Annotated in this window: 19 protein-coding genes and 1 pseudogene; 14 read left to right on the forward strand and 6 right to left on the reverse strand. The window is 60.1% G+C overall.

The annotated features are described in order from the left end of the window. Positions 1-108: 108 nt before the first annotated feature. From cynR to MRBLPB4O_RS08445, 3 genes are all read left to right on the forward strand, one after another. Complete coding sequence (gene cynR, locus MRBLPB4O_RS08435; protein ID WP_341798069.1) at positions 109-1,020, forward strand: transcriptional regulator CynR; 912 nt, start codon at positions 109-111, stop codon at positions 1,018-1,020. Between the two features lie 248 nt (positions 1,021-1,268). Continuing rightward, positions 1,269-1,922 (forward strand): HNH endonuclease, encoded by a 654-nt coding sequence (locus MRBLPB4O_RS08440; RefSeq protein WP_341798070.1) that lies wholly within the window; start codon positions 1,269-1,271, stop codon positions 1,920-1,922. 22 nt (positions 1,923-1,944) lie between these two features. Continuing rightward, positions 1,945-2,613 (forward strand): hypothetical protein, encoded by a 669-nt coding sequence (locus MRBLPB4O_RS08445; protein ID WP_341798071.1) that lies wholly within the window; start codon positions 1,945-1,947, stop codon positions 2,611-2,613. 110 nt (positions 2,614-2,723) lie between these two features. On the opposite strand, the gene MRBLPB4O_RS08450 is transcribed toward MRBLPB4O_RS08445, so the two are convergent. Beyond that, complete coding sequence (locus tag MRBLPB4O_RS08450) at positions 2,724-4,244, reverse strand: NCS1 family nucleobase:cation symporter-1 (protein ID WP_341798072.1); 1,521 nt, start codon at positions 4,242-4,244, stop codon at positions 2,724-2,726. 295 nt (positions 4,245-4,539) lie between these two features. On the opposite strand from MRBLPB4O_RS08450, the gene MRBLPB4O_RS08455 reads away from it, so the two are divergent. Together MRBLPB4O_RS08455 and MRBLPB4O_RS08460 are read left to right on the forward strand one after the other, a co-directional pair. Continuing rightward, entirely contained in the window at positions 4,540-5,574 is a 1,035-nt protein-coding gene (locus MRBLPB4O_RS08455) for a L,D-transpeptidase (RefSeq protein WP_341798073.1), read from the forward strand. Between the two features lie 85 nt (positions 5,575-5,659). Beyond that, positions 5,660-6,376 (forward strand): murein L,D-transpeptidase catalytic domain family protein, encoded by a 717-nt coding sequence (locus MRBLPB4O_RS08460; protein ID WP_341798074.1) that lies wholly within the window; start codon positions 5,660-5,662, stop codon positions 6,374-6,376. 69 nt (positions 6,377-6,445) lie between these two features. Here MRBLPB4O_RS08460 and MRBLPB4O_RS08465 read toward each other — a convergent pair whose 3' ends face one another. Next, positions 6,446-7,150: an SDR family oxidoreductase gene (locus tag MRBLPB4O_RS08465; protein ID WP_341798075.1), complete on the reverse strand. Its 705-nt coding sequence runs from the start codon at positions 7,148-7,150 to the stop codon at positions 6,446-6,448. 97 nt (positions 7,151-7,247) lie between these two features. Continuing rightward, positions 7,248-8,141: a LysR substrate-binding domain-containing protein gene (locus MRBLPB4O_RS08470; RefSeq protein ID WP_341798865.1), complete on the reverse strand. Its 894-nt coding sequence runs from the start codon at positions 8,139-8,141 to the stop codon at positions 7,248-7,250. Between the two features lie 213 nt (positions 8,142-8,354). On the opposite strand from MRBLPB4O_RS08470, the gene MRBLPB4O_RS08475 reads away from it, so the two are divergent. The 6 genes from MRBLPB4O_RS08475 (at position 8,355) to MRBLPB4O_RS08500 (ending at position 13,915) form a co-directional block, all read left to right on the forward strand. Further along, positions 8,355-8,909, forward strand: a complete 555-nt coding sequence (locus MRBLPB4O_RS08475) for an XRE family transcriptional regulator (protein ID WP_016500678.1) — start codon at positions 8,355-8,357, stop codon at positions 8,907-8,909. A 27-nt stretch (positions 8,910-8,936) separates the two neighbouring features. Then, entirely contained in the window at positions 8,937-10,283 is a 1,347-nt protein-coding gene (locus MRBLPB4O_RS08480; protein ID WP_233692861.1) for a glutamine synthetase family protein, read from the forward strand. Positions 10,284-10,358: 75 nt separating this feature from the next. Continuing rightward, the gene (locus MRBLPB4O_RS08485) at positions 10,359-11,132 is read left to right on the forward strand and encodes a gamma-glutamyl-gamma-aminobutyrate hydrolase family protein (protein ID WP_016500676.1); all 774 of its coding nucleotides are present in this window, start codon (positions 10,359-10,361) and stop codon (positions 11,130-11,132) included. A 70-nt stretch (positions 11,133-11,202) separates the two neighbouring features. Beyond that, positions 11,203-12,561: an aspartate aminotransferase family protein gene (locus MRBLPB4O_RS08490; RefSeq protein ID WP_341798076.1), complete on the forward strand. Its 1,359-nt coding sequence runs from the start codon at positions 11,203-11,205 to the stop codon at positions 12,559-12,561. A gap of 133 nt (positions 12,562-12,694) precedes the next feature. Then, positions 12,695-13,249, forward strand: a complete 555-nt coding sequence (locus tag MRBLPB4O_RS08495; protein ID WP_016485777.1) for an XRE family transcriptional regulator — start codon at positions 12,695-12,697, stop codon at positions 13,247-13,249. A gap of 108 nt (positions 13,250-13,357) precedes the next feature. Next, on the forward strand, positions 13,358-13,915 hold the full coding sequence (locus MRBLPB4O_RS08500; protein ID WP_341798077.1) for a GNAT family N-acetyltransferase: 558 nt from the start codon (positions 13,358-13,360) through the stop codon (positions 13,913-13,915). 14 nt (positions 13,916-13,929) lie between these two features. Here MRBLPB4O_RS08500 and MRBLPB4O_RS08505 read toward each other — a convergent pair whose 3' ends face one another. The 3 genes from MRBLPB4O_RS08505 to MRBLPB4O_RS08515 all read right to left on the reverse strand — a co-directional run bounded on the left by MRBLPB4O_RS08505 (position 13,930) and on the right by MRBLPB4O_RS08515 (position 17,352). After that, positions 13,930-14,490, reverse strand: coding sequence for a nucleotidyltransferase family protein (locus MRBLPB4O_RS08505; protein ID WP_016500673.1), 561 nt, complete (start codon positions 14,488-14,490; stop codon positions 13,930-13,932). A gap of 102 nt (positions 14,491-14,592) precedes the next feature. Beyond that, positions 14,593-16,653, reverse strand: a complete 2,061-nt coding sequence (locus MRBLPB4O_RS08510) for a TonB-dependent siderophore receptor (protein ID WP_341798866.1) — start codon at positions 16,651-16,653, stop codon at positions 14,593-14,595. Between the two features lie 564 nt (positions 16,654-17,217). Continuing rightward, the gene (locus tag MRBLPB4O_RS08515; protein ID WP_341798078.1) at positions 17,218-17,352 is read right to left on the reverse strand and encodes a hypothetical protein; all 135 of its coding nucleotides are present in this window, start codon (positions 17,350-17,352) and stop codon (positions 17,218-17,220) included. A 17-nt stretch (positions 17,353-17,369) separates the two neighbouring features. Here MRBLPB4O_RS08515 and MRBLPB4O_RS08520 point away from each other — a divergent pair, with 17 nt between their 5' ends. The 3 genes and pseudogenes from MRBLPB4O_RS08520 to MRBLPB4O_RS08530 form a co-directional block, all read left to right on the forward strand. Next, complete coding sequence (locus MRBLPB4O_RS08520) at positions 17,370-18,002, forward strand: hypothetical protein (RefSeq protein ID WP_341798079.1); 633 nt, start codon at positions 17,370-17,372, stop codon at positions 18,000-18,002. 232 nt (positions 18,003-18,234) lie between these two features. Then, the gene (locus tag MRBLPB4O_RS08525; RefSeq protein WP_341798080.1) at positions 18,235-18,492 is read left to right on the forward strand and encodes a hypothetical protein; all 258 of its coding nucleotides are present in this window, start codon (positions 18,235-18,237) and stop codon (positions 18,490-18,492) included. Between the two features lie 103 nt (positions 18,493-18,595). Continuing rightward, positions 18,596-18,712: pseudogene (locus MRBLPB4O_RS08530) on the forward strand (DUF3077 domain-containing protein); the annotation flags it as partial. Positions 18,713-18,730: the final 18 nt, after the last annotated feature.

The raw sequence follows: 18,730 nt of genomic DNA on the forward strand, positions 1-18,730 counted from the left end.
GACTCCTTGAATGACGCGATGTGTTGAAGCAAAGGTTACGCAGGCCTTTCAATAAGGTAAAAGTCTGATTTATGATCTGGTAGATCAGATAATCTTATAGGTGCGTCCATGCTTGCCCGACACATCCAGTACTTCATCGCAGTGGCAAACCATCGCAGTTTCACGCGCGCTGCAGCGGCCTTGCATGTCTCTCAACCGGCCTTGTCGCAGCAGGTCCGGCAGCTGGAAGAGAGCCTCGGCACAACGTTGTTCGATCGCTCCGGCCGCACCACGCGGCTGACGGATGCCGGCGAGGTGTATCTGCGCTATGCCAAGCGGGCCGCGCAAGAACTGCAGGAGGCAAAGCGAGCCATTGATGACCTCGGCGATCTGAGCCGCGGGTCACTTAGGGTGGGGGTAACACCGACATTCACCAGCTATCTCGTTGGCCCGCTGGTTGAAGCGTTCCATGGCCGCTACCCGAACATCACGCTGGTGGTGCGAGAGATCGCCCAAGAGGCGATGGAAGAATTGTTGTTGGCCGACGAGGTTGATGTGGGCATAGCGTTCGACAACGGCCATCATCTGGACCTGGAGGCCCAAGCGCTCTTGGTCGAAACCCTCGCGCTGGTGGTAGGCAAGCAGCATCCCCTCGCCACGACGGCCAGTATTGGCCTGGAGGCGTTGAACTCAGAATCGTTGATACTCTTGAGCGCCGAATTTGCCACGCGTGAGCAGATCGACAGCTACTGCCGCCAGCACAACATTCGCCCTCACGTACAAGTGGAAGCCAATACCATCAGTGCGCTTATCGAAGTGGTCAGCAGGACCACGCTCTCGACCTTGTTGCCGGCCACCATCGCCCAGGCTCACGAGCAGCTGGTCGCTATCGAGCTTGACCAGCAGCGCTTGCAGCGCACTGCTGTTCTGATGCAACGAAGAGGGGTTTACCAAACGGCTGCAGCGAGAGCCTTTGTCGAACTGGCGATGAAAGTGGCCAAGCAACTTGAGGCGCCCGGCTGCTCCGCCCGGTTGATGTAGAAGGGCGCGATTGACTGCTATCGACCCATAGCTGCCAGTCACAGTGCCTAGAAACCTAAGGCCGACTCTGACTTGGACCTTGAAAGTTTTGATTTCCGAGCGGTGCAGGCGTTTGGGTTGAACTCATCGTCTACGAAATCCTCAGCAGTTCGTATAGTCTGGGCTAGGCCTCATCCAGGTTTCAGCGCTACCGGTGCGCAGACGAGTTGGAAGCGACTCTCGAATTCATTGGCAAAGGAAAATGTTGAGTGTTCAAAGATCAGGTCATCGAGCGGTTTCATCAAGAGTTCGGAAAGCCGGAGCGAATCACCGTGAAAGTTACCGCCTTCAATGTTGCGGGACTGGGTGTCGTTGTTCAGACCGACCAACCCAATCGCGAAGATGCTGCGTTTGTTTGGCTGCCTTATCCCCCAGACGATCAACCAGTACCGGAAATCGCCTTGGAATACGCGGGCGACTCAGGACGGCATAGTGGTACCCATGCTTCCGCGGGTCTGGAAAAAGGGCAGCCTGCGCTCAAGTTGATCCTAAGGTCTGACGCCGAGCTAAATGATGTTGTGGCTTATATCAAGGCCTTTGCCGCGAAGGCCGTGTTACCTTCGGTGATCGCTGCACCTCGGTCTGCCGCTTCACGCGAGGCGAACGCCGAAGGCGTGCTTATCCCCGTTAATATAAAAATGATGCCGCCACCTAAGCCTGTTGCCCCGCGCAGAGAGGCTATTCCCAGAGCCGTGCAGCGTGAAGTCTGGCAACGAGACGGTGGAGCTTGCGTACAGTGTGAGTCTCGAAAATTGTTGTGTTTCGACCATATCGTCCCATTTTCCCACGGTGGCAGTAACACCGTCAGAAATCTGCAATTACTCTGTGAACCTTGCAACCTGTCCAAGGGCAATCGGATCTAGATAATCAATAGGAGATGGTTAGGTGGACATTGCACATCAGCGGATTTTGGAGGGAAAGGTGTTCGAAGCAGTTCGCTCTCGCTCACCCCTAGCCGGAAAACAGATCATCAATGTAGGTTCGGTTAGCGTCTTGTTCGAAGGCGAAACATCAGCCTCGGTGTATCGATTGTCTTCCGACAATGCCACACATAACTTCGCAGCGAAGGCGAAAAAGCTCGGTATACTAGGTGTAGTCCAGCTATTGGCGGATTATGGCGCCGTTGCTCTTTATAAAAAAGACGTCTACTACCCCGATTATCTATGGTTGGCTCATCTAGAACATCTAAATAGCCTAGACACTTACCCCGATCAGCAAGCAGCCGTCGCGCGTCTCTTGCTGCATCTGACCGATAGTGATGACGGGGACCTGCTAGCCACGCCAGAAGACAAACATGCCCTTTTAGCAAGATTGGACGATGCCCCCATCGAGTCGTGCACGCGACAGGCCGTCGAAGCCATGCAACGCCTACTCCCTGAATACATCTTGGAAACAGACGTCGATGTGGATCTTGGAGCCACCAACTTCATGGTCCGCGCAACGACAGGTGACGTAGTATTAAGCGATCCAGCTAGCGGGCTTTCCAACATATCGGAAGAGCGGCGAAAGCGCTTGTTGGTGGACGAGATTGTGGTAGAAGTCTGCAATGAGTGAATCGCTCCGGCTTTTGTAGAGACTCGATGACCGCTCCTGGCCGTTAGCTGCCGTCCGCCAAGGGCAGCTTTGGGTCGAAAGCAGCCACACATGGCTGCTTTCAATCCCGGTCAGTGCTGCGCGCTATCTACCGCAATGCTTTCGCCGGACACTTCCAGGTACCTGGCGCTTCGATTGGCAATGGCGTAATGAATCAATCCGCCCAAACCCGCCCCGAAGAACCAGGAGAACTGCGACAGCGTCTCGAACGCCGGCACCAGTGCCAGCACGATGGCGATCAGCGCAGCGGGTATGAACGCCGCGACGGCGCGCAGGTTGACCCCGCCGCTGTAGTGATAGGCGCCCGCTGTGCTTTCGCTGTACAGCTGCGGCAGGTTCACCCGGCTGCGGCGTACCAGGTAATAGTCGGTGACGATGATGCCGTACAGCGGGCCGAGCAGGGCGCCCAGGCCGCCAAGGAAATACACGATCACGGACGGGCTGTTGTACAAGTGCCAGGGCAGGATCACCACCGCGATGGCGGCGCTGAGCAGGCCTGCGCGGCGGAAGTTCAGCAGGTTCGGCGCCAGGTTGGCGAGCACGTAGGCCGGGGCGACGAAGTTGGCCATGATGTTCACCGCCACGGTAACGATCAGGAAGGCCAGGCAGGCCAGCACCAGGCCGGCGGTGTCGGGGATGGCGGCGACGATTTCGGTCGGGCCCTGCACCAGCTTGCCGTCGATGCTGAACTGCGCACCGGCCAGCACCACGGCGATCAGCGCGAAGCCGAGCATGTTCACCGGCAGGCCCCAGAAGTTGCCCACGCTGATGGTGCGCCGGTCCGGGCAGTTACGGGTAAAGTCGCAGAAGTTGAGAATCATGGTGCCGTACAGCGAGACCCACAACGCAGCGGCGCCGAGCACCTTCAGCCACATTGTGGAGCCGGTTGGCGCGTTGCCGCTCGACCAGGCGATCGTCAGGCCGCTGCGCCAGTACATCCAGCCCGCCAGGCAAGCGAAAGCTACCAGAATGATCGGCCCGGTGATGGACTCGAAGCGGCGCACCATCTCCATGCCGTAGGCGAAGATCGCCACCTGTACGCACCAGATGCCGAGGAAGGTGAGCCAGCCCAGGGTCGACAGGCCGAGGATCGAGTTCTGGTCATAGGCCTTGAGGTCTGGAGCGATGGCGGTCAGCAGCACGCGCAAGACAACCGAGGCGAGGTAGGTCTGGATGCCGAACCAGGCAATGGCGATCACGGCGCGGATCAGCGCCGGGATCTGCGCCCCATGAATGCCGAAGCTGATCCGGCACAGGACGGGGTATGGCAGGCCGGTCTTCTGGCCCATGTAGCCGGACAGGTTCATCAGGCCGTAGATCACCAGCGCGCCGAGCGCGAAGGCGCAGAGGATCTGCGCGCCGCTCATGCCCAGGGCGAAGAGGCCGATGGCGAAGGAATAGTTGGCGATGTTATGCACATCGTTGGTCCACAGCGCAAACAGGCTGTAGCGCCCCCAGGTGCGATTTGCCGCGCGAGTCGGTGCAAGGTCGGCACTATACAGGCGCGGGCTCAACGCCAGCGGGCTGGGCCCAGCCGTATCGGCGGGGAGAGCATCGAGCTGGTCAACATCGGAACGTGAAATCGACGCCATCGGAACTCCGTGATGGTTGTGTACTTTTATTTTTGGATTTGTATACAAACAAGAATCATACCAACCCATGCGTATGGCCAGATCTAGGGTTTCAGCGCCTTCATCCGGCAAGTTCCATGGCGTGCGCTGCGCTTTTGAGTGGGAATTTTGTGCACATTTACTGTGCACAGTTGTTACCACCAGCTCCCGGTCTGGTCGCGTGGTATTCCGACAGCCTGGGCCGGTGCGTTGAACGTGTGGCTTTGCGGGTCATGTTCCGACTAAGCTGGCGGCAGGGTTCTATGGGGGCAATAGGATGTTGCATGTAACGCTCGGGCTGGGTCTGTTACTCACCGCTGCCTTGGTCGAAGCGGCTCCACTGCAGGTGCCCACACCGGCTGCACTCAGGAGCCAGCTTGAAAGCCTCAAGCCTGGCCAGTTTCTCTGGTACCCGCAGGTCTCGCCGGTGGGGCCGGTGACCGTCGTAGTCAGCCTTACCGAACAACGTGCCTACGTTTATCGCAATGGCATTGCCATTGGTGTCAGCACCGTGAGCAGCGGCAAGGCAGGGCGGGAAACCCCCACCGGGGTATTCAGCATTCTGCAGAAGAAGGTCGAGCATAAGTCCAGCCTCTACAACAGCGCACCGATGCCCTACATGGAGCGCCTGACGTGGGACGGCATTGCCCTGCACGCAGGCCATCTACCGGGGTACCCCGCCTCGCATGGTTGCGTGCGCCTGCCGATGGACTTTGCCAAGAAGCTGTACGAAGTCACCGGCTTCAGTTCCACCACCGTCATCGTTTCCGATACCAGCAGTGCCCCGGTGGAGGTCTACCACCCCGGCGTGCTGGCGCCCACGGTCAGCGATGGCAAGGCCCAAGGCCCGCTGATACTGAGCAACCAGCAATTCTGGAACGACCCAGACCCCACGGCAGGGCCCCTGTCGATCCTGATCAGCCGCGCCGACTTGCGTGCCTACGTGTATCGCGGTGGCCAGTTGGTCGGCTCGGCGCCAGCACTTTCGCCTGAAGGCAGCCAGCATCGCAGTGGCATGGCGGTGTATTCCCTGCTGCAAAAACCATCCGCCCTGGCACTCGATGGCGCGCTACCCTTACGGTGGTCGGTGGTGGGCCTGAGCAACCCGGAGTACGGGAATACCCCCTATGAACAACTGGGGCAACTGAACATCAACCCGGAGTTTCGCCGTCATTTACGTACGGCGATGGACGTCGGCACGATGCTGGTGATCACCGACTGGGCGTCCACCCGGGAAACCCGCACCGAAGGAAAATTCACGGTGATCACCACCGAAGGCAGTGAAGAATCTAAACCATTGGTCAAGAAGTGATCGGCTTTCCTGAGGTAATCAAGCAAAGTAGCCGCTTTTGGCTGCAAACAAGGCAAGAAAAGACAGGTTTTCAACAGGGTATTCCATGTCGATGTTCGAACCATTGCGGGGAGCCTTCCGGTTCTCAGCGGCCAGTATTGCCCTGTTTTTCCTCAGCGCCTGGCACGCTGCCTACGCGCAACCCCTGCCTAGCGCTGCCGAGCTGCAGCAGTTGGCGCCTAACGCCAGCCTTTCGACCCTGGCTCTGGCACTCACCGCCTACGCGTGCGCCAGTCACAGCGACGCGGACAAGTTGCTGACGGTGATCGATTACTCCAAGGCTTCGCGTGACAAGCGCCTGTGGGTGTTCGACCTGCGCGCCAGGAAGCTGTTGTTCGAGGAGTGGGTCGCCCATGGCAAGAACAGCGGCGCTGATGTGCCGACCACGTTCTCCAACGCGCCGAACAGCTACCAGTCCTCCATCGGCCTGTATGAAACCGGTCAGACCTACAGCGGCAAGCACGGCCGCTCGCTGCGCCTGCAGGGGCTGGAGCCGGGGTTTAACGATAACAGCATGTCGCGGGCGATCGTGATGCATGCCGCTGCGTATGCCGACCCCAAGGTCGTGCCCGGCCTCGGGCGCCTGGGGCGCAGCCAGGGCTGCCCTGCGGTTCGGCCGGCAATTGCCGGCAAGCTGATCGAGACGCTGCAGCGCGGCAGCTACGTGTTTGCCTATTATCCCCAGCAAGACTGGCTGAAGAAATCGCGTTTTCTTAACGCCCAGAGCTGTCCGCTCGTTAATCAATCGGTTGCCAGCAAGTAACTTGTCTCATTCCCTGGCTTGCGCGGCCCCTCGCAGGACCGCAGCAGCGCACACCACGGCCACAGGCAATCACACGCTGCGTGTCAGGCCGCCGTCGACCTTGATGTTTTGCCCGGTGATATAGGCAGCGCCCTCGCTGGCGAGAAACGCGATGGTGGCGGCGATTTCCTCGCTGGTGCCATAGCGTTTGAGCGGCACGCTGTCGCGGCGTTGTTCGGTGGCCGGCAGGCTGTCGATCCAGCCGGGGAGCACGTTGTTGATGCGCACGTTATCCCCGGCAAAATTGTTGGCGAAGATCTTGGTGAATGCGGCCAGGCCCGAGCGGAAAACAGCGGATGTCGGGAACAGCTCATTCGGCTCGAACGCCCAGGCGGTGGAAATGTTGATGATCACGCCCCCCTTCTGGCGTTGCATGTAAGGCGTTACCAGGCGAGTAGGGCGAATGACATTCAGCAGGTAGGTGTCCATGCCCTTGTGCCAGTCTTCGTCACTGATTTCCAGGATCGGCGCGCGCGGACCATGGCCGGCGCTGTTGACCAGCACGTCGACGCGACCCCACTTTTCCACCACGGCGTCGACCAGGCGTTTCAGGTCATCAACTGACTGGTTGCTGCCGGTTACGCCAATGCCGCCAAGCTCGGCAGCCAGTGCTTCGCCCTTGCCCGAAGAGGAAAGGATGCCAACCTTGAAGCCGTCAGCGGCCAGGCGCCGTGCTGCTGCCGCGCCCATACCGCTGCCACCGGCCGTGATAATCGCAACTTTTTCTACTGACATGCTGCCTCCAACGTGAACGGTTGATTGCTTAGGTGCAACCACCTTAGCAGCAGCCCCAGCGGTGAGGGAGGCAGCCAAACTTTACCGTGGCAGTAGATTAACTATTGTCAGCCTGTTGCTTGAGCCAGCGCTGCACAACGCTTAGCGACTCAGGCTGCTGCAGCTTGCGTGGCCACACCAGATAGAACGACTTATCGAGCCTGAGCTGCTGACCGAAGACCTGCACCAGCCTGCCCGCAACGATTTCATCGCTGACGAACGCCAGGCTGGCCAAAGCAATGCCTTGACCACTGATGGCCGCGTCGATGGCCAATGAAGTCTGATTGAACCGCAGGTTTTTCGCAGTCGGTTGGGTGTGTTGCGGGAACACTGCAGCAAGGTACTGAGGCCAGAAATTATGGGCATCGTGCAGCATGATGAATTCTTGAAGCTGGGCAAAGCTGGCGGGGGCATGAGTGCCTTCAAACAGCTTTGGGCTGGCCACGGCAACGATGCGCTGCTCCATCAGCAGTTCGCTGTTCAAACCCGCGCCGATTTCGGGCTTGCCATAGCGCACTGCGATATCCACGCCATCGGTGCTGAAGTGCGACAGCCGATCTGTGGCCAGCACACGCAGATCGATGTCTGGGTAGCTTTGCGCAAAGCTGCCCAGCCTCGGAATAAGCCATTTGGAGGCAAAGGTAGGTGTAACGCTGACCGTAAGGTGCGACGGCTGCGGCCGGAGCAGGCGGGTGGCTTCATCGATCATCGCCAAGGCGCTGCGAATGCTGGTGCTGTAACCCAGGCCCGCATCGGTCAGCGCCAGGCCCCGGGGCAGGCGCTCGAACAGGCGAAGGTTCAGGTTCGCTTCCAGCCCGCGTATCTGTTGCGCGACTGCCGCCTGGGTCACACCCAGTTCCTCGGCAGCCAGGCGGAAGTTCAGGTGGCGGGCAACCACTTCAAACACGCGTAGCGCGTTAAGCGGCGGCAATTCAGGGAAACCGTTTGGCATGACGAGGGCAATGGCCGGGCTGGGAAGATTCACCGCCGAGGCTACTCCCTGAGCACCTCTAAAGAAACCCGCGGCACCGCTGCCAATCCGGATCCTTGCACCCCTAACCCTCTGTTCGCTGCTGCACAAATTCAGGGTTCGGCTTGACTCGTGAAAATTTTCATGTAATTTTTCATGAAAAATAACTCCAAAAATTTCACGGCAGCCCAATCGATGAAGATGCACGAAGAGGTAGAAGCCCTCGCGATCCTTATTCACGACCTGCGCAAATTCAAGAACCTGACCCTAGGCGAACTGGCCGAGCGCATCAACCGCTCGGTCGGCTTCCTCTCTCAGGTCGAACGCGGTGTTTCGCGCCCTACCGTGGCGGACCTCACGGCCATCAGCGAAGCGCTCGGCGTATCGACCGCGTACTTCTACAACCTGAGCAAGCCCCGCAGCATTGGTTGGGTCACGCGCCCCCACGAGCGGCGCACGCTGTACCTGGAGTCGGGCATTACCGATGTGCTGGCTTCGCCCACCATCGCCGGTGCCTTCGCCATGCTCGACAGCCATCTGGAGCCAGGCGCCACCAGTGGCGAGGCATACCTGAGTGACCGTTCCGAGCAGGGTTGTTTCGTGCTTGAGGGCGAACTCACGGTATGGCTGGACGACGGCGAGGCCGTGACCCTGCAGGCCAACGACTGCTTCCAGGTGCAACCCCACGCGCAGTTCCGTTACGCCAACCTGACGGCAAAACCCACCCGCGTGCTCTGGGTCTTCAATTGAATTCGTTCACCTCACAAGGATAAGAAGATGAGTGTCATCTTTGCGGATCTGCTGGCTGAAGTGCGCTCGTTCCGAGCGGAGCACCCAGAAATTCGTTATGTCGACCTGATTGCGCTGGATATCCCCGGGCACTTCTACGGCAAGCGCTACCCCATGGACATGCTGGAGAAAGTCGCAGCCGGCGCGCCGCTGAAGCTGCCGCAGAACTGCGTGTTGTTGGGTACCCAGGGTGGCCTTTACCCGATTGGCGATTACTGCTTTGCCGACGGCGACCCGGATGCTGCCCGGCGCCTGGTGCCGGGTACCCTGAAGCCGGTGCGCTGGGAAAAGGAAGTGATTGCCCAGATGCTCATCACCTCCGACGGCACCGACAAGCCGATCGAGTTCGAGCCCCGTGAAGTGTTGGCCCGCGTGATTCAGCGCCTGGCCAAACGCGGCATACGCCCGGTGGTGGCTTTCGAGCTGGAGTTCTACCTGTTCGACCGCAAGCTCGACAACGGCCTGCCACAGTACCCGCGGGACACGGCGACCGGGGACGAGGACGACCAGCCGAACATGCACATCGAGCGGCTTTCACGCTTCTCGTCGGTGCTGCACGAGATGGTCGATGGCGCCAACGAGCAGGGCGTGCCGGCAAACGTCATTACCGCAGAGCTGGGCCCCGGCCAGTTCGAGATCAACTTCTCCCACAGCGACGATGCCCTGAGCGCGGCGGACTGGTCGGCGCTGTTCTGCCGCAGCACCCGTGGTATCGCGATGAAACACGGCTACCGTGCCAGCTTCATGAGCAAGCCATACCTGGACGCGCCGGGCAGCGGCATGCATGTGCACGTCAGCCTGTATGACGCTGCCGGCAACAACATCCTGGCCGGCGCTGAACAGCGCAAGCTGCGCCATGCAGTGGCGGGGTGCCTGGAGCTGCTGCCGCACTGCATGCCGATCTTCGCCCCCAACCACAATGCTTACCGCCGCTACGGCGCCATGGTGAACGCGGCGAGCAAGGCCAGCTGGGGCTTCGAAGACCGTGATGCGTGCATTCGCATCCCCGAGTCCGACCCGCGCAACCTGCGCATCGAACACCGCATCGCCGGTGCCGATGCCAACCCGTACCTGGTGTTGGCGGCCATCCTGACCGGCATGGAGCATGGCCTGGACCGCGGCGTCGAGCCCATCGCCCCGCTGAACGAAAACCGTCAGAGCGGCATCGACTTCCCCAAGGATGCCCTCAGCGCCCTGGCCGCCATGCGTCACCACCCGGTGGTCAACGAAGGCCTGGGCAGTGAGTTCGTGATGGTCTATTGCGAAAACAAATACCAGGAGCAACTGGACTTCATGCGCCACATCGATGCCCGCGAATACCGCTGGTTCCTGTAGGTGCCGAAGGTCGAACAGCGACGCTGCACCCTCCCTTTCAACACAACGCGCAATATGGATTTGCCGGAGGAAGATATGCCACGTGTGCCCGTTATCGGCATTACCGCATGCACCAGCATGATCGAGCTGCATGCAACCCAGACCATCAGCGAGAAGTACGCACGCGCGGCAGCCAAGGCAGCGTGTGGGCTGCCCATCGTGATTCCCAGCCTCGGTGAACTGATGGACAGCGCCGATATTCTCGACGTGGTGGATGGGCTGATCTTCACCGGTTCGCCGTCCAACATCGAGCCGTTCCATTACAACGGCGCGGCCAGTGCAGCGGGCACCCATCACGACCCGCTGCGTGATGCCACCACGTTACCGCTGATGCGTGCGGCCATCGCCGCCGGCGTGCCGGTGCTCGGCATTTGCCGTGGCTTCCAGGAAATGAACGTGGCACTTGGCGGCACCCTGCACCAGAAGGTCCACGAGACCGGTGTGTTCATGGACCACCGCGAAGGCAAGGGTGAGCCCATCGACAAGCAGTATGGGCCGCGCCACACCATGCATGTAGAGCCCGGCGGCCTGCTCGACCGCATGGGCTTGCCGGCGGTCTTCGACGTCAACTCCATCCATGGCCAGGGCATCGATGTACTGGCCCCGGGGCTACGGGTGGAAGCGCTGGCACCCGATGGCCTGGTGGAAGCGATTTCGGTCGAGAACGGCAAGGGGTTTGCCCTGGCCGTGCAATGGCACCCCGAGTTCCAGGTCATGGACAACCCGCATTACCTGACCATCTTCCAGTCGTTTGGCAAGGCCTGCCGGCATCGCTCGGTACTGCGCCAGAGGCTGTTGCTGTCGGCCTGAACGCCGACCGTTACCAACTATAAAAAGTACCCGCGCAGCCTGGCTGCGCAACTTGATGGAGTAGAAGTCAATGAGTGAAAAGAATTCGCAGACCCTTGCCTGGCAATCGATGAGCCGCGACCACCACCTGGCTCCGTTCAGCGATGTCAAACAACTGGCCGAGAAAGGCCCGCGCATCATCACCTCGGCCAAGGGCGTGTACCTGTGGGACAGCGAGGGCAACAAGATTCTTGATGGCATGGCGGGCCTGTGGTGCGTGGCGGTCGGCTACGGTCGCGATGAGCTGGCCGAGGTCGCCAGCCAGCAGATGAAGCAGCTGCCTTACTACAACCTGTTCTTCCAGACCGCGCACCCGCCTGCGCTGGAGCTGGCCAAGGCAATCGCCGATGTGGCGCCGCAAGGCATGAACCACGTGTTCTTCACCGGCTCCGGTTCCGAAGGTAACGACACCGTGCTGCGCATGGTTCGCCATTACTGGGCGCTGAAGGGCAAGAAGAACAAGCAGGTCATCATTGGCCGCATCAACGGTTACCACGGCTCTACCGTGGCGGGCGCAGCCCTGGGCGGCATGAGCGGCATGCACCAGCAGGGCGGGGTAATCCCGGATATCGTGCATATTCCGCAGCCATACTGGTTCGGCGAAGGCGGTGACATGACCGAGGCCGAGTTCGGTGTGTGGGCGGCCGAGCAGTTGGAGAAGAAGATCCTCGAAGTTGGCGAAGACAACGTCGCCGCCTTCATTGCCGAGCCGATCCAGGGTGCCGGTGGCGTGATAATTCCGCCGCAAACCTACTGGCCGAAGGTCAAGGAAATCCTGGCCAGGTACGACATCCTCTTCGTCGCCGACGAAGTGATTTGCGGTTTTGGCCGTACCGGTAAGTGGTTCGGTACCGACTACTACGACCTCAAGCCCGACCTGATGACCATTGCCAAGGGCCTGACCTCTGGTTACATCCCCATGGGCGGGGTGATCGTGCGTGACGAAGTGGCCAAGGTCATCAGCGAAGGCGGCGACTTCAACCACGGCTTCACCTATTCCGGCCACCCGGTGGCGGCTGCGGTGGGCCTGGAGAACCTGCGCATCCTGCGTGATGAGCAGATCATCCAGCAGGTGCACGATAAAACCGCGCCTTATCTGCAACAACGCCTGCGCGAACTGGCTGACCACCCGCTGGTAGGCGAAGTGCGCGGCCTGGGCATGCTCGGCGCAATCGAGCTGGTGAAAGACAAGGCCACCCGCGCCCGGTACGAAGGCAAAGGTGTCGGCATGATCTGCCGCCAGCACTGCTTCGACAACGGCCTGATCATGCGCGCCGTGGGCGACACCATGATCATCGCGCCGCCGCTGGTGATCAGCATCGAAGAGATCGACGAGCTGGTGGAAAAAGCCCGCAAGTGCCTGGACCTGACCTATGAGGCTGTTTGCTGAAGACACCGGGGCCGCAAGGCGGCCCCGGATTGCTTGCCTCACAGGCAGCAAATCCTTCAAGCAATTTGCTTTGTGAGATGAATCATGTACTTTTCAGGGCATTATTTTCCCGTCCGAAAGTCGCGATTCAACTATGAAAGTGCACGAAGAAATCGAAGGCCTGGCAGTACTGATTCGCGACCTGCGCAAGTTCAAAGGCCTGACGCTGGGTGAGCTGGCGCAGCGTATCGGCCGTTCGGTGGGCTTTCTGTCCCAGGTCGAACGGGGCGTATCGCGCCCGACCGTGGCCGACCTTACGGCTATTAGCGAAGAGCTGGGCGTCTCGACCGCCTACTTCTACAAACTGGACAAGCCCCGCGAGCTCGACTGGGTCACCCGCCCTCACGAGCGGCGCACGCTTCACCTGGCCGGTGGCATCACCGATGTGCTGGCATCCCCTACGATAACGGGCGCGTTCTCCATGCTCGATAGCCACCTGGAGCCAGGGGCGAGCAGTGGCGAGGAGTACCTGGACGACAGCTCGGAGCAGGGCTGCTTTGTGCTCGAAGGCGAGTTGACTGTGTGGCTGGGTGGCGGCGAGCCGGTAACGCTGCGCGCCAGTGACAGTTTTCAACTGCAACCCCACGCCAGTTTTCGCTACGCCAACCTCACCGACAAGCCTACCCGCGTGCTTTGGGTGTTCAGCTGAGAGGCGTTTGGATGCAGGTCACCTAGGTAAGCTGTTGTCCCGCTCGACAAGATACGACCCAGCGCAGACTATCAGAAGCTTCCACAAGGATGCCCAGGAACGAATGCCATGGATTGCTTGCCGACGCTGTATACCGATCGCCTTGTACTCACGCCCCTGCGACTGGAGGATGCACCTGCAATCCAGAAATTGTTCCCGCAATGGGAAGTTGTCCGCTACCTCGATCGTCGCGTCCCATGGCCATATCCGGAAGACGGTGCGCTGGCCTATGTGCGGGATATCGCCCTGCCTGCCATGGCTGCGGGCCGTGAATGGCACTGGATGATCCGCCTGCGCAACGAGGCTGACTGCACCATTGGCAGCATCAGTTTGTATGAGCAGCCTGGAAACAACAGAGGCTTCTGGCTTGCGCCGCAGTGGTGGGGCATGGGCTACATGCGCGAAGCCTGCAGGGTTATCAACGCCTATTGGTTCGAGGCGTTGTCACGCCCGCTCATGCAGGTTCCCAAAGCCGTTGCCAACCATGCCTCGCGCAAGGTTTCAGAGCATGAGGGCATGCGTAGGGTGAGTACCCGTGATGGATATTTTGTTTCTGGGCCAATGCAGGTCGAGGTATGGGAGATGACCCGCAGTGAGTGGTTCGGCGGGTCGAAAACCGGACAGTAGCTTGAGCATTCTGGTCACTCGACCAAGACAAGCCATGGCCAACGCTCCCGGTAGCTGGCGGCTTTTTCCCTGAACAAGCCTGGCCGTGGGTTCAGCTCGTTCATGTTCAGCAGATCGTGCTGCAGGTCATCCAGGCCATGGGTGCTGTACAACGTGCCCGTGCACACATCAACCCCAAGGCAGGTCGAGCGGATCAGGTAGCGGTCGATGCCATCCGTGACCTTAAGCAATGGCGAGTAAGCACCGCCGAATTTCCCCTGGTACCACAGGTGGACGCGGGCCTGGTTGCGCACTTCCACGTTGACGCCCAAGTGCGCGCAGGCCTGCTGCACCCTTGTGATAACCCGGTCCTCTGCCTCCCAGGACACGTCGGCGTCGAAATAGGCGATGTCATAGTCCTTGATACCCCAGCCGGCAGGCAGCCCTGCGCGGTGGTTCCAGAAGGTCTGGAACAGGGCGCCTGCCACCAGCATGCAGTGGGGGATCTCCAGCGTTGCCAGCAGCGCCAGAAGTGCTCGGTTTACCGGGTTCTCGCGGATGATCGCCAGTACCTGCTCGTCAGTCAGTGAATGCATGGGTACCGTCCTTGATGGTTGCATTGCAGGGGCTGAGCTTACCTGAATGGCGCCAGGCCCATCACTGGATGCCGTACAGTGCGCCGCTACACACGGGCGGGGTCAATACTTCCAGGTCACCGAAGCCGTCAGGTTGCGGGGCGCACCATAGCTGGCGGTTGTCGCGTTGTTGTACAGCGACAGGAGGTATTTGCGGTCGGTGACGTTGTTCAGGTTCAGCGACGTGCTCCAGTTGCTGTCAATGTCGTAGCTGGTCATCAGGTCAACCAGACCGTAGGCGTTCTGGTGGATGGCGCTGTTGGTGTCGTTCTCGACGCCGGTCTGCCAGCTGACACGGGCACCAACCTTCATCTGTGGCAGGGTCGGCAAGCGGTAAGTGACCATGCCGCGCAAGCTGTGGGCCGGCACATATTTGCGCGCACGCTCGCCGTTGTCATCGTCAATACGTACATAGGTGTAGCCGGCGAGCAGGTCGAGCCCTGGCGCCACTTCGCCGGACGCCTGCAGCTCTACGCCGTGGCTCTTGAAGTCGCCCGGAGTGTAAACCTCCTGAACCCCGTCGAATCCGGCATCCACGGCCACGTTGCGCTGCTCGGTCTTGAACAGCGCAGCGGTCAGGTGCAGGCGCTGGTCCATCACGCTGCCTTTTACGCCCACTTCCATGCTCTTGCCTTCCAGTGGGTCGAGCAGCTTGCCGTCGGTACCGACCACGTTGTATTGCGGGTTGTAGATCTTGGTCCAGCTGCCGTAGATGCTCCATACCTCGTTCAGGTCGTAGACCAGGCCGGTGTAGGGCGTGACCTTGCCGTGGGCGCGCGTGGAGTGTTCTGAACCGTAGCTCTCGCCCTTGCCGTCGGCGCTGAGCATGCGTGCACCGGCTATCCAGTGCAGGTTATCGACCAGGCTGAAGCGCGCACCGGCGAATACGCTTTTTTGCGTGTCCTGGAAGTTCTGCGCCAGGTCGTCACTGGTGACGCCAAACGAGGGCATAGGCGTATTGCCCGCCAGGATGCCCGAGAACGACGTGTTGAAGAAACTGCCATGCTCCAGGTCTTCGTCATACTCCTGGCCTTTTTGATGCGTGCGCCCGTACGCGGCACCGAAGGTCAGCTGGTGCTCGCGACCGAACAGGCTGAACGGGCCTTGCACCTTGGCCTCGCCCAGCAACTGGTGGGCCTCGCTGCGGGTGTGGTTGGCATACGCGTCGGCAACATCACCGGAGACGCCACCGACATAGAGCATGTTGGTGTTCTGCTTTTCCTGCTGCCCGGTGGTCGTGAGCGTGGCGTTCCAGTCATTGCCGAAATCATGCTTAAGCTCGACGAAGGCCCGCTGGGTGTGCAGGTTCCAGTAGGTCCACGGCTGGCCGATGCTGTTGCTGCGCCCGCTGTAGTGGATGGCATTGCCGTCATTGTCCACCAGTGGCAGGTTGCCCCAGGTGCTGCCGTTGGAATCACTGTTGTGCTGGGAGAAGCCCACAGTCACGGTGTCGGCGTCGGACACATCGAACGCCAGCAGGCCGGCAGCAACGTTGCGCTCGTGGCTGTAGCGGTCCATCCATGAGTTGCCCTTGTCGTGGGAGTAGATGAACCGGCCGCGCACATTGCCGCTGTCGGTCAGCGGGCCTGCAACATCGACGTCGATACGGCGGCTGTCCCACGAGCCGACGCTGGTGTCGACCTGCGCCTGGAAGGTATCTGTCGGGCGTTTACGCACGAAGTTGACCGTGGCCGACGGGTTGCCGGCACCACTCATCAAGCCATTGGCGCCGTGCAACACGTCGATCTGCTCGTACTCGGCCAGGTCCTGATCACCTACCAGCGTGCTGCTTACGAAGGGCATGCCCGTACCATCGTATTCGAAGGTATTGATGTCGAAGCCACGCGAGGTGAATTCGGTACGGTCGGTTTCGGTTTGCTCGACGGTTACCGACGGTGCTGCGCGCAGTGCGTCCTTGATACCGGTGATCTTGAAATCGTCCAGCGCCTGGCGGGTGATGGTTGTCACGCCCTGCGGGGTCTGCTTGTCGGTCAGGCCCAGTTTGGTGGTGCTGGATGAAGCCCTGCCTTCGTAGCCCTGGCTCACGCCATCCACCACTTCGCTCGTGCTGTCGATCTGGGTCGCGGGCAGGGTGAGGTTGTCGGCGGCATGAACGACAGGCATGGCGCCGCATGCGCCGACCAGCAAGAGGCGGGCAGGGAGATGACGTTTCACGGGGAATTCCTGAGGCGGGGGACTGATAAAAGGGTTACAGATTTCGTGCGAATGAGAAGCTACATCAAATGGGAATTTATATTGATAAATAATGTTTCATGCTTCTTCACATCTCGCGAAACAAGGCCTGGGTGGATGGCAGCAGCTAGCCGGTGCTCACGCAGGTTTCAAGCGGCTGCCGCGAGCAGCCTTGAAAGCGTTGGTTACAGTGCCCTGCGCTGTCTTGCGGCTGCCAGGGCCATAGTTCATACGTGTTCCGGGTCATCGCTCGAATCGGGGGGGACCGCTGGTCGCTTTGGCTTCGCAAGCGCTAGATTTGATCCGGATTTTGTACGATGATTTTCGTAATGGCAGGGATGAGCTATGAAAACCGGTTTCAGGGAGGCCCAGCGCGCAGTGATAGCGGCGCTTGAATCAGGGGAGTACCAACACGTTTCACGCGGGGATATCGATATAAAGAACCTGCTGGCTACAGGGGAAGTATCAGCCCGAGAGGTTGTGGAAGTCGTGCGCTCATGCCGGGGCATTCACCACGCAAGCAGCCCTCACCACGCTGTCGCTGCCGTAGAGGTGCATGTGCTCAAACGGGATGGCTGGTACATCAAGTTCTTTTTTATCGAACCAGACACCTGGTTCATAAGCGTTCACCAGTGAGTATCCAGATCATGAAGATTCTGTTCGAAGGGGATAGCGGAAAAGCACTGTGCGAGCAGTGCCAGGCAGTGGTGACCACTCGCTATGCCCGCCGGGATGTACCGTTCAGCGATGGCAAGGGTGTGGCCAGGGACATATTGGTGGGCGTGTGTACCCGTTGCGATGGCGTGGTCGCGCTTCCACCGCAATCCACACCAGCCATTCATGAGGCGCGCAAGCAGCAGCTCAAGTCTATCGAGGCGCGCTTGCCGGCCGTCTACGTGGACGTGCTGGATGCGGCCATGCATGCAGTCAGCAGCGACGCCGGGGCCAATTTACGCAAGTTGTTTCTGGCCCACTATGTTCAGAGGTTGGCGCAGGTTCAGCAGGGGGGGCGATTGCGGGCTGCGCACCTGGCGTTCATCCAGGCGCTGGATGAGCAGCGGGAGCAGCGCGGGCTTGCAAGGTCCAATGCAACCCGACGGTTGTCGATGAAGGTTAATCCGCACATGGCGGAGGACCTGCTTGCGCTGCAACAGCAAACAGAGATGAACCAGACTGAACTGCTGAAGGCAGTGATCGCCCTTATCCAGGCGGATGTGCTCGAAGAGCGGGACGAGGAAGTGATTGTGGCGCTGCAGCGGCTGGCGCGGTTGGCGGTATAGTCAGCACTGAACATTGTCGCTTGTGCGTGGGGCAACCACGCACAGGGCTCTTCGTTGGCCCGCCAGATTTTTTTTGCGCTCAGCTGCGTTTTATGGTGGCTGCGTACGGGTGGTCTTCGGACCAACCGGGCTTTCTAGTTGCCTCGGTCTTGCAGGCCCTTACGTAGCCGCCACCCAATCATCTGCAAGTGAGCAGGTGGCGATCTTGGTAGTGCAACTAGAGAGATTCGCCATGCTCAAAATTGTTCCCGATCCACCTTTCTCCGCTGACCCTTCGCACCACCTGGAAGACACCCTGATCCAGGCCACCGAATACGTCCTCTGCGCCTTGTCCGTAGGCCATCACGCCATCTCCACGCTGCCCAAGTCTCCCGCCACCGTCATGACCTTGGCGGTGATGCATGAAGTGGAGGCTGTGCGATCGTTGCTGGAGACGGCGATTGCGCAGGTGCAGTTCAAAGGCAAGCCGCAAATGCATACCTTGCATTGATGGGCTGAAATCAAGTTTTGCCAGCGGTGGATGGCACGGGCTGCGCCCGTGTTCGCGGGTGAACCCGCTCCCACAGGATAGTGGAGGGCAGTACCACTGGCTGGCATTTATCGGGGTAATGGACAACGAACCGGTGCTGGTCTGGGCCTCGCACTTCCTCTGCGACATGGCCAAAGCCTTGATGGATGACGCTCACATGGGCATGCGCAAGAACCGGTGAGCCAGCAACAAGCGGCGA

The sequence above is a fragment of the Pseudomonas sp. LPB4.O genome, assembly GCF_038383825.1.
Lineage (GTDB): Bacteria > Pseudomonadota > Gammaproteobacteria > Pseudomonadales > Pseudomonadaceae > Aquipseudomonas > Aquipseudomonas putida.